The organism is Streptomyces sp. PU-14G (assembly GCF_041028275.1).
GTDB lineage: Bacteria > Actinomycetota > Actinomycetes > Streptomycetales > Streptomycetaceae > Streptomyces.
Genome location: NZ_JASKYT010000219.1, coordinates 1 through 11,803 on the forward strand (window position 1 = coordinate 1; position 11,803 = coordinate 11,803).

At 71.0% G+C, this 11,803-nt stretch carries 9 protein-coding genes, 3 tRNA genes and 2 pseudogenes; 7 read left to right on the forward strand and 7 right to left on the reverse strand.

Translation table 11 applies throughout. The features are described from left to right. From AB8Z75_RS22875 to AB8Z75_RS22895, 5 genes and pseudogenes are all read left to right on the forward strand, one after another. A pseudogene (locus AB8Z75_RS22875) lies at window positions 1-1,598 on the forward strand (metallophosphoesterase); the annotation flags it as partial. A 117-nt stretch (window positions 1,599-1,715) separates the two neighbouring features. Further along, window positions 1,716-1,788 (forward strand) — tRNA-Glu (locus AB8Z75_RS22880). Window positions 1,789-2,257: 469 nt separating this feature from the next. After that, window positions 2,258-3,041: pseudogene (locus AB8Z75_RS22885) on the forward strand (hypothetical protein); the annotation flags it as partial. Window positions 3,042-3,120: 79 nt separating this feature from the next. Then, window positions 3,121-3,375 carry a type II toxin-antitoxin system Phd/YefM family antitoxin gene (locus AB8Z75_RS22890; RefSeq protein ID WP_369204909.1) on the forward strand — a complete coding sequence of 85 codons (255 nt, stop codon included), beginning with the start codon at window positions 3,121-3,123 and terminating at the stop codon, window positions 3,373-3,375. Further along, complete coding sequence (locus AB8Z75_RS22895; RefSeq protein WP_369204911.1) at window positions 3,372-3,812, forward strand: PIN domain-containing protein; 441 nt, start codon at window positions 3,372-3,374, stop codon at window positions 3,810-3,812. Before AB8Z75_RS22890 ends, AB8Z75_RS22895 begins: the two co-directional genes overlap by 4 nt. Before the next feature lie 44 nt (window positions 3,813-3,856). Here the strand turns inward: AB8Z75_RS22895 and AB8Z75_RS22900 are convergent, their stop codons facing one another. From AB8Z75_RS22900 to AB8Z75_RS22910, 3 genes are all read right to left on the reverse strand, one after another. Next, a complete protein-coding gene (locus AB8Z75_RS22900; protein ID WP_369204913.1) occupies window positions 3,857-4,168 on the reverse strand; it encodes a hypothetical protein in 312 nt (103 codons plus the stop codon). A 2-nt stretch (window positions 4,169-4,170) separates the two neighbouring features. Further along, window positions 4,171-5,799: an FAD-dependent monooxygenase gene (locus AB8Z75_RS22905; RefSeq protein WP_369204915.1), complete on the reverse strand. Its 1,629-nt coding sequence runs from the start codon at window positions 5,797-5,799 to the stop codon at window positions 4,171-4,173. A gap of 687 nt (window positions 5,800-6,486) precedes the next feature. Beyond that, window positions 6,487-7,248 (reverse strand): TetR/AcrR family transcriptional regulator, encoded by a 762-nt coding sequence (locus AB8Z75_RS22910; RefSeq protein WP_369204917.1) that lies wholly within the window; start codon window positions 7,246-7,248, stop codon window positions 6,487-6,489. A 255-nt stretch (window positions 7,249-7,503) separates the two neighbouring features. Between AB8Z75_RS22910 and AB8Z75_RS22915 the strand changes: the two genes are divergently transcribed. Continuing rightward, window positions 7,504-7,578: transfer RNA gene (locus AB8Z75_RS22915), tRNA-Asp, on the forward strand. Between the two features lie 4 nt (window positions 7,579-7,582). Then, window positions 7,583-7,656 (forward strand) — tRNA-Phe (locus AB8Z75_RS22920). A gap of 63 nt (window positions 7,657-7,719) precedes the next feature. Here AB8Z75_RS22920 and AB8Z75_RS22925 read toward each other — a convergent pair. The 4 genes from AB8Z75_RS22925 to AB8Z75_RS22940 all read right to left on the reverse strand — a co-directional run bounded on the left by AB8Z75_RS22925 (window position 7,720) and on the right by AB8Z75_RS22940 (window position 11,670). Continuing rightward, window positions 7,720-8,832, reverse strand: coding sequence for an ABC transporter permease (locus tag AB8Z75_RS22925; RefSeq protein ID WP_369204919.1), 1,113 nt, complete (start codon window positions 8,830-8,832; stop codon window positions 7,720-7,722). Between the two features lie 188 nt (window positions 8,833-9,020). Beyond that, a complete protein-coding gene (locus AB8Z75_RS22930) occupies window positions 9,021-10,085 on the reverse strand; it encodes a cytochrome c biogenesis CcdA family protein (RefSeq protein ID WP_369204921.1) in 1,065 nt (354 codons plus the stop codon). Beyond that, window positions 10,085-10,969, reverse strand: coding sequence for a DsbA family protein (locus AB8Z75_RS22935; RefSeq protein ID WP_369204923.1), 885 nt, complete (start codon window positions 10,967-10,969; stop codon window positions 10,085-10,087). Before AB8Z75_RS22935 ends, AB8Z75_RS22930 begins: the two co-directional genes overlap by 1 nt. A 56-nt stretch (window positions 10,970-11,025) precedes the next feature. Continuing rightward, entirely contained in the window at window positions 11,026-11,670 is a 645-nt protein-coding gene (locus AB8Z75_RS22940; RefSeq protein WP_369204925.1) for a hypothetical protein, read from the reverse strand. Between the last annotated feature and the right edge of the window lie 133 nt (window positions 11,671-11,803).

Consider the following 11,803-nt stretch of genomic DNA (forward strand, 5'->3'; position numbering starts at 1 on the left):
CCCGCACACGGACCCGCACACGCGCTCGACCCCGCGCGCGGCCCCGCGCGCGGAGCGCCGGCGTGCGCGAACGCACCCGTACCGGCGCGCCGCGTGCCTCGTCGTCGTGACGCTGCTCGGCGGCTGGCTGGGGCTGCTGGTCGTCGGCAACGTCCGCACGCCGGTCGGTCCCGTCGACACGACGATGACCCTGCGGCCCTCCCTCACCGGGGGCACCAAGGTGAACGTCTCGCCACTGGGCGCGCTGGAGCTGCGCAGCCATGCCGCGCCGCTGCGGCTGGACGTGGACGTGGACCAACTCGACCAGGAACGCTCCGCGGCGCTCGTCAACCATCCGGAGCGGATCGAGGGGCTGGACGACGAGATCGGCGAGGACGTCCTCGCGGGGGCGCTCGACCTCGGGTTGCGCTCGGCCGTCGCGGTGCTGACCGGCTCGTGCGCGCTCGCGCTGGCCGTCTACCGCCGTCCGGGCACGGCGCTGCGCGCGGGCGGGCTCTCCCTCGCCCTGCTGGTGGCCTCGGCCGGGACGGCGGCGGCGACATGGAACCCGAAATCGGTGCTGGAGCCGAAGTTCTCCGGGCTGCTGGCGAGCGCGCCGCAGGTGGTGGGCAACGCGCGCAGCATCGCGACCGAGTTCGACGTCTACCAGAAGGAGTTGGCCCGCCTGGTGACGAACGTCACCAAGCTCTACGACGCGACGTCCACCCTGCCCGCGTACCAGCCCGACCCCTCGACGACGCGGGTGCTGCACGTCTCCGACATCCACCTCAATCCGGCCGCCTGGCACATCGTCCGCTCCCTGGTCGAGCAGTACGACATCGATGTGATCATCGACAGCGGCGACACCATGGATCACGGCACGGCCGCCGAGAACGGTTTCCTCGACCCGATTACCGACCTCGGAGCCCCCTACGTGTGGGTCCGCGGCAACCACGACTCCGACACCACGCAGAAGGCCGTCGAGAAGCTGGACGGCGAGGATGGTGCAGAGGTCCACGTGCTCGACTCGGGGAAGCCGGTGAACGTGGCGGGGCTGCGCCTCTCCGGCTGGGGCGACCCGCAGTTCACCCCGGACCGCTCCGTCGTACCCGAGGGCGACCCCGCGGAGCGGGCCCAGGGACGCAAGCTGGCCGCCACGCTACGGGCCCAGCAAGCCGCCGGAACCCCGGTCGACATCGCCGTCGGCCACAACCCGGTACTGGCCGAGCAGACCGACGGGCTCGTCCCGCTCGCGCTCGCCGGGCACACGCACAACCGGAAGACGGAGGTGCTGCCGCACGACACCCGGCTGATGACGCAGGGCTCGACCGGCGGCAGCGGGCTGCGCGCCGTCGAGGGAGAGAAACCGGACAAGGTGCAGGCGTCCGTTCTCTACCTGGACAGGGACACCGACCGGCTCCAGGCGTGGGACGAGATCACCCTGGGCGGCCTCGGACTGTCCAAGGCCGAGGTCTCCCGGCACCTGCCGGAAGAGGTGAAGCCGGGGGGGGGGGGGGGGGGGGGGGGGCTCCCCCTCCCGCTCGCTGTCCCCGTCGTCGCCGTCGCCCTCGTCACCGTCGTCCACGTCGACCGGCACCAGCCCGGCGACCGGCCGCTGAGCTCGGGTGCGACGGTGGCCCCTGTGCCGCCCGCATATGTTTTGGCGAACCGTCCACGCATCCCATATGCTGCCGGAGCCTGCCGTGGCGCTGTTCAGGCGCATGGTGAAGCCACTCGCCCTCATCGTCTAGTGGCCCAGGACGCCGCCCTTTCAAGGCGGTAGCACGGGTTCGAATCCCGTTGGGGGCACCCATTGAGACCCTCCTGACCTGCGGAAACGCAGCCAGGGGGTTCTTTTGTCCCGTTTTCATGTGTCGGCGTGTCATCACCAGGGTGCTGACACGAGCAATCAAGGACCGCTGCGACCTGGGCGTATTCGGCTTCCAACCTCTCCTCCAGTCCCGTGCTGGTGGATCATTTTGCGCGGGCTCGGGGTAGCGCTTCTCCCCGCCGCTGCAGATGAAGCAGTTCGTTCGAACTGTGGGCTGTCGGCGACCAGTTGACATGGGATTCCCCAGCAGCCGTCACTTGGTAAGGAACTATCCGGCCTTCGGTGGTCACTCTGCGTTGCCGGGTTTCCTCGTTCTCGATCGGTCGCGACGGCAGCGATGACCCGTGCGGGTGCAGGTCGTCCATGAGACTGCTTCTCGACGGATCGGCGGAGCGAGCTGGCCTGTGGGCCTAAGCTCGCGGTCGCACAAGCAGGGGTGGAGTCGGCCGCACGGGCTGGGCCGAAAAATACCTGGTGAAGCGCCTGGCCAAGACGGGCGGCGACGTCGACGCAGTGGTCGCGATGCACGCGGCCGACCTCGCGCCTTCCGGCAACACCCACCTGGTCATCGCCGGGGAGCTGGACACCGCAGGACGCTCCGAGGAGGCCCTGAGCTGGGCGGAGCGCGCCCTCCGGGACGTCGGGGACTTCGCCGACGTCGATACCGCTCTCATCGACTATCTCTGTGACCGCTACGCGCGGGCGGGCCGACTTCCCGAATCGGTCGCCCTGCGCCGGGACCACTTCAGTGCTCGCCGCTCCCTGTCCGCCTATCGGCAACTGCGCGCCGCCGCGCGAGCAGCCCACTGCTGGCAGGACGAACGCGTGGAGGCGCCGGCCCTGCTGCGCGCCGACGCCGAGCGACCGCAGGAGCGCCGGCACGCCGGCCCCGTCCTGATCGATGCCCTGCTCGACGACACGGACACCGACGCTGCCTGGCGCGCCGCCACGGAAACCGGCGCCGACGAGCGGCAGTGGCTCGCCCTCGCCGACCAGGCCCGTGCCTACCGTCCCGCCGACGCACTCAGCGTCTACCTCCGCCTGGCCGAACCGCTCACCCGCCAGACCGGCAACACCGTACGAACAGTTCGTCAGCCTGCTGCTGAGCATGCGCGACTGCCACCGCCGCCTGAGCACACCACACGAGTGCACCGCGTACGTCACCGCCCTGCGCACCACCCGCAAGCGCAAGCGCAACCTGATGCGGCTGATGGACGAACACGGTCTGTAAGCCCGGTCCCGGTGACACATCCGCCGCGCAGCACAGCGAGGTCTTCCGCGGCGGGAAGAAAACGCACGACGGTAGTAACATGTACTACATGGAGACCACGGCCCGGGAGTTCAATCAGAAGTCGTCCCAGATCCTCGCAGCGGCGAGCCAGGGTGAGACCATCACTGTCACCAAGAACGGTGTCGCTGTCGCACGCGTGGTGCCCATCGCGGATGACGTCCCCCCTTACCCCACCGACCCCATGGGGGAGATCGACCTTCCCGACCTCGGCCTTCCCGATCTCAGCAATGACGAGATCGAGGACGTGCTGAAGGGGATGGGAACGTCTTCGTGATCGCGATTGCCGATACCAATGCCCTCTACCGGCTCCTCGATCCACACCTTGCGGAGCACAAGGCGCACAAGGACGGGCTCGCGGCGATCAGCCACCTCGTCATCTCGCCCATGGTCCTGGCCGAGCTGGACTACTTGATCTCTGCCCGTGCCGGGGCCCGCAAGGCCCTGACCGCGGCACGGTTCGTCGAGCGCTACACGCTCACTCGCCGATTCGAGGTACCGTCAGTGGCCACCCACCTGTCTGCGGCTATCGCCGTCGCTGAGGGCTACGCGGACACGGACGGAGGTAAAGGGATCGGGATGACGGACGCCATGAACGTCGCCCTGGCAGCCGCGTACGGCACCGATGTGCTGTTCACCACCGACCGCCACTTCCGCATGATCCGGCCGCTGACCGGCCACAAGGCGTTCCGACTGCTGCCCGACGACCTCTGACGGCGTGGAGATGTACTGAAGTGTGACGCTGCCTGGCGCGCCGCCTACGAGGCGGCGACCCAGGGCAAGACCATCGCCGTCACCAGGAACGGTGTCGCGGTCGCACGCGGGTTGCCATCGCGGATGACGTCCCCTACCCCACCGATCCCGTGGGAGAGACCGGCGCCGTGGGTCACCTCGCCGTCGAAGCTTTCCCAGCGAGCGTCGGCCGCGAAGAGGTTCGGGATCGCGTCGGCGTCGACGGTCTTGCCGTTCCACCCTTTGTTGATCGCGTCGGCGTAGCGGGCGGTCAGGTCACGGATCGCTGCGATGTCTTCGAGGCGGAGGATACGTTCCTCAAGCGTGGTGGCGGTCATGCTCAGGACTCCGTTGCCGTTGTCTCGATGGTGTGGGTGGGCACAGCGGCAGCGGTAGCGTCCAACGCGGCGTTGAGCGCTTGGGCGGGGTCGTCCGGGGCGGTGACGGCGCGCCAGGCGACGTAGCCGTCGGGCCGGACCAGGGCGGCCCCGGTGGAGTCGAGGCCGTAGGCGGCACGGAAGGCGTTGGGCTCCACCGGACTCGCGTCGGTGCCGATGCCTACGAACGTGACGAGGATGCCCGACCGCTCGGCGGCACGGGCCGCGGCGGCGGCCCAGCGCTCGTCCTCGGACAGCAGCACCCAGGCGCGCCGGAACAGATCCAGCGTCGAGCGCTCCTCGCCGTCGACGGTGACCCACAGGTGCGGGGCCCGGGTGCCGGGCTGGCCGGACCACTCCGCCGGTCGCCGCGCGGGCGGCAGGTCGGCGTCCGCGCCCAGCACCGCGGCCGAGCGGTAGAGCTGGCCGAGTTCGACGGACGCGTCGTCGAGCACCGGCACGTCTGCTGTGGGGGCCGTCCGGTAGGCCTTGTAGTCGGCGCGTGCGAACAGTTGGTCATGGCGCAGGTCCGCCACGGGCCGACGTTCGGCGTCGTAGGTGTCCAGGAGCCGGGGCTCAGACCTCCGGGCCAGCACGGCGGCCAGTTTCCAGGCCAGGTTGTGCGCGTCGTCGATTCCGGTGTTGGCGCCGAAACCGCCGCGGTTGGGCGGCAACTGGTGGGCGGCGTCGCCGACGAGGAACACTCGGCCGTCGGAGAAGCGGTCGGCGATCAGCCCGGCCAGGTCCCAGCGGCCGGTGGTCACCAGTTCGACGGGGATGTCGGTACGGCCGAGCGCCTGCTGCACCACCCGCCGTTGCTCGTCGGTGTCACGCTCGATGTCGTCACTGAGCATCAGCACCCACCGCCCGTCGGAGTAGGTGGTCAAGAACGCCTTCAGGTCCGGCTGCTCGATCTCGAACTGGACCACACCATGCCGCAGATACTCGTCCAAGGGCGCACGGAACAGGATGCTGCGCTGCACCGACAGCGGGCCCGCCCCGTGACGGGCGATGCCCAGCTTCTCGCGCATGGCGCTGGTCGCGCCGTCCGCGGCCACCACGTACTGGGCGCGCAGGCGGTACTCGTGGCCGTCGTCGCGGCGACGCAGTGTCGCAGTCACGCCGTCGTCGTCCCGGACGAAGCCGATCAGTTCGGTACCCAGCCGCAGGTCCGCGCCCAGCTCGGCCGACCGGTCCCGCAGGAGGGGTTCGAGCTTGTCCTGGGTGATCGCGATCGCGTGTACCGGCGAGTCCTCGGCGCCGTAGGCGCCCTCGCCGCCCGGTGTCCACGGGTACTCCTCCAGCCACGTACCGGTCAGGCTCTCCACCCGCGCCCGCCGCGGCGGCTTCATGCCCTGCTGCGACGGCGGCACGTCGACCCCCACTTGCCGGAAGTGCTCCACCGTGCGGGTGGTGAAGCCGATCGCACGCGGATGCGGGGAGCTGCCGTGGTGCTTGTCGACCAAGACGACCGGAACGCCGTGCCAGGTCAGAAAGACCGCGGCGGACAGCCCTACCAGGCTGCCGCCGACGATCAGTACGGGCACCGCTTCGGCAGTCGTGTCGTCGGCAACATGGGTGATCTCGTTCATGACCTGCTCCTTCGGGTGTAGTGAATGGTGTGCGGCGCTGCATGTCGGTTCGGCCTGCGGCCGTGGCGCGGCCAGAACCCGCTGACCGGCACCGAGAGCGCACATCCGGCACGGGACCGGCCCGGACCCGGCACCGTGACCGCCGCCGCGGACGGCACGATGCCGGAGCGGGTCGGCGCCCACTCGGCCATGCGCTTCCGCACGCTCCTGCCGGGTACCGGTCCGTCACTCACAGCGTAACGAACGTGTTCGTTACGAGCAAGGTCGGAACAGACGCGTTCGCAACGACCGCGTTCGCGGCAGCTGGCCGGGTAGTGGGTGCGGGGCGAGCCGGGTCGGCTGCCGCATGGATCGCCGTGATCACTTCGTGTGCCGGCGCCCCTGGGCACGCCGAAAGCTCCGGGGGTTGGGCCTCTTCGGGGAGCGAGGGCGAGGGTGCGCGGGCGTACCGGAGAGTCGGCCGCCTACGCCGGCACCCGTCAGGGAGGGGACAGCAGCACCATGCGGCTGGCCGGGAAGCGGCCACGTCGGCCACGTCGGCCACGTTCAGCGAGGCGCATGCATGCGGGCACGAATGAGTGCGCGACGGGCTGGGGCGGGACGGGCCGGGACGGGACCCGGCACAGAAGGGGCGCGGGGCCCGGTGAGCGACGCCCACCAGCGTGGCGGCGGCCGGGCCCGTGGGGCTCAGTCGGCCTGGCCGGGCACAGAGGTGCCCGTGATGCCGTTGACGAGCACGTCGAAGCTCCAGCGCATCCGGTCCTCGGCCGTGCCGCTGACCAGATGCGGTATGTGTGCGCTGATCGCCGGATGCGTCGTCTCGTCCACAGCGTGTAGCACGCCGACGGCCGCGCGCCAGTCGTCTTCGGGGTGGGGGCCGTGCTCACGCGTCGCCTGCTCGGCGGCGGTGGCCGTCGCGTCCTGGAGGAGCTTGTCCACCCCCCAGGCGACCTGCTCGCGGCTGGCGCCGCTGCGGGAGAGGAGGTCGAGGATGCGCTCCACCAGCCGCAGGTAGTTCTCACCGCTCGGCCGGGCGACAAGAGCGGACCGGGCGAGCTGCGGGTGCTCGAAGAGCACCAAGGTGTAGGAGGTCATGACGGCGCGGAGCTGGCCGCGCCAGTCCTTGCCGTCCTCGCCACCCCTGTCGCCCCTGTCGCCCTTGCCATCCTTGTCGCCCTCCCGGCCGGTCAGGTCGACCTCGCCGAGCAGGGCGTCCAGGACGGCCGCGTGCAGCTCGGCCGTGTTGGCAACGTACACATAGAGCGAGGCCGGACCGGTGTCCAGCTCCTGCGCCAAGCGGCGCATCGTGACCTTCTCCAGCCCTTCGGCCCGCATGATCCGCACGGCCGTGTCTACGATTCCGCGCCGGGACAGGGCAGGCTTGGCCGGACGCTCCCGGCGGCTGACCGGCTCTCTTCTCACACCCACGACGCTCATCGTAGCGAACATGTTCGCGCAGGGAGGTGCACACCTTCGAGGACGCCCCGCTCACCGGTCGACATGCCCGCCACGGTCGACCGGCCGACCGGCCGCCAGAGGCTTGCCGCTGTCCCCGCCCGAAGCAGTGTTGGTACGGCGCGACCCCTCGGGTCTGTTACTCTTTTCCGGCGACGTCACCCCTGGTGGGAAGCGCCCGCGAAGCCGGTGAAAGCCGGTTGGGAGCACTCGTCGCACTGTGCGAGACTGGAGCTCGCACGAACGCTTGGTCCTGTGGAGCAGTTTGGAGTGCTCGCCACCCTGTCAAGGTGGAGGCCGCGGGTTCAAATCCCGTCAGGACCGCTGCGGCTGGGTAGCTCAGTTGGTACGAGCGTCCGCCTGAAAAGCGGAAGGTCGCCGGTTCGACCCCGGCCCCAGCCACACCGCATGGAAGAGGCCCCCGTCCCGCTGGGACGGGGGCCTCTTCGTGTCCGGTCCGGCCGTTCAGCCCGGGGCGGCGGCGTGAGCGGCGGTGCGGTCTCGGCCGCCGGGGTGGCGGTGGCGCCAGGTCCAGAAGACGGCGCAGGAGACCAGGGCCCAGACGGCGAGGACCAGGTACGGCTGGAGAAGCTGGTGGTCGGGGAAGTAGACGGCGGTGTGCTGGGCGTTCACGGAAGCGCCGGGCGGGAGCCAGCGGCCGATCTCGCCGAGCACCGAGGGCAGCAGCGGCCAGGAGACGGCGCCGCCCGACGAGGGGTTGCCCAGCAGCACCATCACGCCCCAGGTGGGCAGCATGGCCCAGCGGCCGATGAGGGTGTTGAACATGGTGAAGACCATGCCGCTGGTGAACATCGTCAGTGCCAGGATCAGCCACGAGTGGACGAAGGGGAGCTCCAGCGCGCCGAGCCCCCAGTCGACGACGGCGGCGATGACGAAACCGCCCAGGAGAGCGTAGGCGACGGTGTAGGCGATGCGTTCGGGCGGGTTGAGGCGGCGGGCGTGGACGCTGAGCTGGATGGCACCGACGAAACCGATGATCACGGCGGCCAGCGAGATGTAGAAGATCGCCAAGCCGCGCGGGTCGCCCTTGTTCAGTGGTTTGAGGTCACGCACCTGGACGGGGACATCGATCTTCTTGCCGACCTTCGGCCCCGCTTGTTGGAACAGTTGCGCGACGGAGGCTCCCGACGCGCTGGAGACGTCCAGTTCCACCCCCTCGGGCCGCTCCACCCGCATGACCGCGAACACTTTCTGGGCCTCGATGGCCTGCCGCGCCTTCTGCTGCGTACGGAAGTGCCGCAGTTCCAGGGAGGACCCGAGCGCCTTCTCCATGCCGGCGACGAACGCGCTGCGGTCCTTCGCGCTGTCCGGTTTGCCGACGACGGCGACCGGCACGTGGTGCGGAGTGGGGTTCGCCATCGCGTACGTGTACGAACCGGCGAAGAGGCCCGCGCCCGCGGCGAGAATCAGCACCAGGACGGTCGCCGGGAGGAACGGCGATTCCTTGAAGTCCCGCCACAGGTCGGAGGGGCTGCGCTTGGTGCCGTGCCGGCCGTGGGCACGGGGTGGCGGTGTCGGGTCCGCGCGGTGCTCGGACCACTCGGGTTCCTCGCTCATAGCTGTCACACTATGCGGACATACGCCGCATAATGGGCAGGCAATCCGCTCAGCCTCCCCCCGAGAGGCACCCGGCCGCAGGGTCAGGTGCCTCTCAGGTGCCTCTCAGGTGAGGCGCCTCTCAGGTGAGGCACCCCGGAGGTGAGGTGCCCCGGAGGCAGGGACCCCCGGGGCCGGGTGTCCGGACGTCAGGTGCCCGCGCGGGCGTCCGGGTTCATGTCCGTATCGGTGGACGCGTCCGCGCGCGCGTGCGGATCGCCGTCCGCGCCCGTGCCGGGTTCCGGACCGCTGTCCGGACCAGGAACCGGGTCCATGCTCGGGCCCCGACCCCCGCCCGGGTCGGGGCCCGGGTCGGGGTCCTCGCCCCGGCCCGCGTCCGGGCCCGCGTCCGCACCCGCACCCGCGTCCGGTTCCGGGTTCCGCTGGCGGCGGCCCTGTCGGCGTCCGCGCAGGACGCCGACGAGCGCGGCGGCGCACGCCGCCGCGGCCAGCACGGCGAGCAGTACCGCGTCCGGCACCGCGTCGCCCACCTGCCGGGCCCAGTTCTCCGCCGCGAACGCCCCGTCCACATCGGTCAGCCCGGGCAGTCCGGCCGCCCCGTCGAAGGCCAGGAAGAGGACGCCCAGCAGGACGAAAAAGAGGCCGGAGAGCAGCGAGGTGGTGTGCATCCGGAACCGGCTGCCGAGGGCGATCTCCCGCCCGCGCAGCCAGCGCCGCCGACCCAACTGGAAGCGGTCCCACAGCAGCGCGAGGAGGAACAGGGGGACGGCCATGCCCAGCGCGTAGACGGCGAGCAGCATTCCGCCGTAGACGGGGTTACCGCTGACGGCGGCGACCGTGAGCACGCTGCCGAGGATCGGTCCCGCGCAGAATCCGGCCAGCCCGTAGACCGCGCCGAGCGCGTAGACGGACAGCGCGGTGGTCGGCCGGATGCGGCCCGAGGCCTCCGCGAGGCGGCGCGGCGCGAAACCGAGGCCCACGATCTGTGCGACGCCGAGCGCGATGATCAGCCAGCCGCCCGCCGAGACCAGCAGGTCGCGGTGGCCGTAGAAGAGCCGCCCCGCGTACGAGCCCGCGGCGCCCAGCGGCACCAGCGTCGTGGCGAGGCCCAGGTAGAAGATGCCGGTGCGGGCGAGCAGCCTGCCCTTCGAGTCGATCGAGTACGCGAAGAAGGCGGGGAGCAGCAGGGCGCTGCACGGGCTGAGCAGGGCGAGGAGGCCGCCGAGGAAGGCGGCCAGGTATCCGACGTCCATCAGTCCTGCCCCGCCCCCTTGCCGGCTCCGCCCTTCTTCGCCGCCGCGGCGGCGCGCTCGATCGCGTCGGTGAACACCTCGTCGGGCTGTGCGCCTGCGATGGGCTGTCCGTTGACGAGGAAGGCGGGGGTGGCGCTCGCGCCGAGCGAGTACGCCTCGGTGCGGTCCTTGTCGAGCAGCTTCTTGGCGGCCTCGCCCGCCCGGTCGCGGTCGAAGCGGTCGAGGTCCTTGACGCCCGCCTCCTCGGCGATCTCGTGCAGGTGGGCGTCGGTGAAGTCGTTCTTCTCGTTGCCCTTGTCGGCGTAGACGGCGTCGTAGAACTGCCAGAACCGGCCCTGCTCGCCCGCCGCGTAGCTCGCGAGCGCGGCGCGCTCGGAGCCCTTGCCGAAGACGGGGAAGTTGCGCCACTCGATGCGCAGCAGGCCCTTCTCGACGTACTTGTCCACCAGTTTCGGCTCGGTGTCGCGGGCGAACTTCCCGCAGAACGAGCAGCCGAAGTCGGCGTACTCGATCATCACGACGGGGGCGTCGGCGTCACCGCGTGCGAAGGGGTCGTCGGCGTCCCGCCGCGCGAGCTTCATCAGCGCGGGATCTCCCGCCGCCGTGTTGTCGGACCGGCCCTTGTCGACGGCGGCGTTGCTCTTCTCGGAGCCGCCACCGCCCGAGCCCGCGGCGCCGTCGCCGGTCACGTACTGCGACAGCCACCCGGCCAGCAGCGCGGCGACGGCGACCAGCGCGCCGATGACGACTCCCTTGCGGGAGCGGGCGGAGGGCGGGGAAGAGGCGGCGGAGGACTTGGAGGGCTTGGAGGTCTTGGACGGCTTGGCGGAGGGCTTGGCGGACGGCTTGGAGGACGACTTGGACGGGGGCTTCGTGGAAGGCATACGGATCTCCTGGAGGGAGGGTGAAGAGAGGGAAGAAGAGGGAGGGCGGCGGGCGCTCAGGCGGCGGACGCGACCGGGCAGGCGGCCTCGCCCGCCAGTCTCCGCACCGTCGCCACGGCGAGAAGCGTCAACGACGCGAGGGCCAGCACCGGCTGCAGCGGCTGCCAGACGGTGAGCGCGCCGGAGGTCCCGAGCGCGAGCAGCACCAGCTTGTTGCAGACGGGACAGCCGACGGCGAAGAAGCTCAGCGCCCCGCCGACCGTGCCCAGCCGGGTGGAGGACCGCCGGGCGGAGGCCTCCTGAGAGCCCGGAGACTCCGGGGGCTCAGGAGACTCCGAAACCCAGGTCTCCGTGGCGGAGGACCCCGCACCGGAGGTAGCGGAGCTAGCGGAGGTCGGGGACGCAGTGGTCGCAACGGTCGCAACGGACCCAACGGACGCGGCGGACGCGGCGGAGAGCCGGCCGCCTGCCGGGTCCGCCGTGCGGACGTACGTCGCCAGCAGCAGCCCCGCGAGCAGAGCGGTCAGCGCCAGCGTCGGCCAGGCCCACCACGGGGTGGCGACAGCGCGGCTGAACAGCGGGGTCGGGATGACGGCCGTGGGAACCCCCACGACGAGCGCGGTCAGCGCGGCGGCAGCGACCGCCACGCCCCAGCGTCGCGCGGGCCAGGACGCGACCGCGCGCACAGCGAGCGGAACCATGGAAACGTCTCCTGTCGGTTACGCGGAGTGACACATGGAGTGGCACAGGGGCGCGTTCGGGCCGACGGAGCGCTCTCTCGGGGAGGGTTGTCCGGGGTGCGGGCGCTCGGCGTCGGCCGGCGCCTCTACACGC

Excerpts from the sequence above, each read along its gene's own strand:
- AB8Z75_RS22890 (WP_369204909.1), top strand. The coding sequence starts at position 3,121 with ATGTACTACATGGAGACCACGGCCCGGGAGTTCAATCAGAAGTCGTCC.
- AB8Z75_RS22900 (WP_369204913.1), bottom strand. The coding sequence starts at position 4,168 with ATGACCGCCACCACGCTTGAGGAACGTATCCTCCGCCTCGAAGACATC.
- AB8Z75_RS22905 (WP_369204915.1), bottom strand. The coding sequence starts at position 5,799 with ATGAACGAGATCACCCATGTTGCCGACGACACGACTGCCGAAGCGGTG.
- AB8Z75_RS22910 (WP_369204917.1), bottom strand. The coding sequence starts at position 7,248 with ATGTTCGCTACGATGAGCGTCGTGGGTGTGAGAAGAGAGCCGGTCAGC.
- AB8Z75_RS22925 (WP_369204919.1), bottom strand. The coding sequence starts at position 8,832 with ATGAGCGAGGAACCCGAGTGGTCCGAGCACCGCGCGGACCCGACACCG.
- AB8Z75_RS22930 (WP_369204921.1), bottom strand. The coding sequence starts at position 10,085 with ATGGACGTCGGATACCTGGCCGCCTTCCTCGGCGGCCTCCTCGCCCTG.
- AB8Z75_RS22935 (WP_369204923.1), bottom strand. The coding sequence starts at position 10,969 with ATGCCTTCCACGAAGCCCCCGTCCAAGTCGTCCTCCAAGCCGTCCGCC.
- AB8Z75_RS22940 (WP_369204925.1), bottom strand. The coding sequence starts at position 11,670 with ATGGTTCCGCTCGCTGTGCGCGCGGTCGCGTCCTGGCCCGCGCGACGC.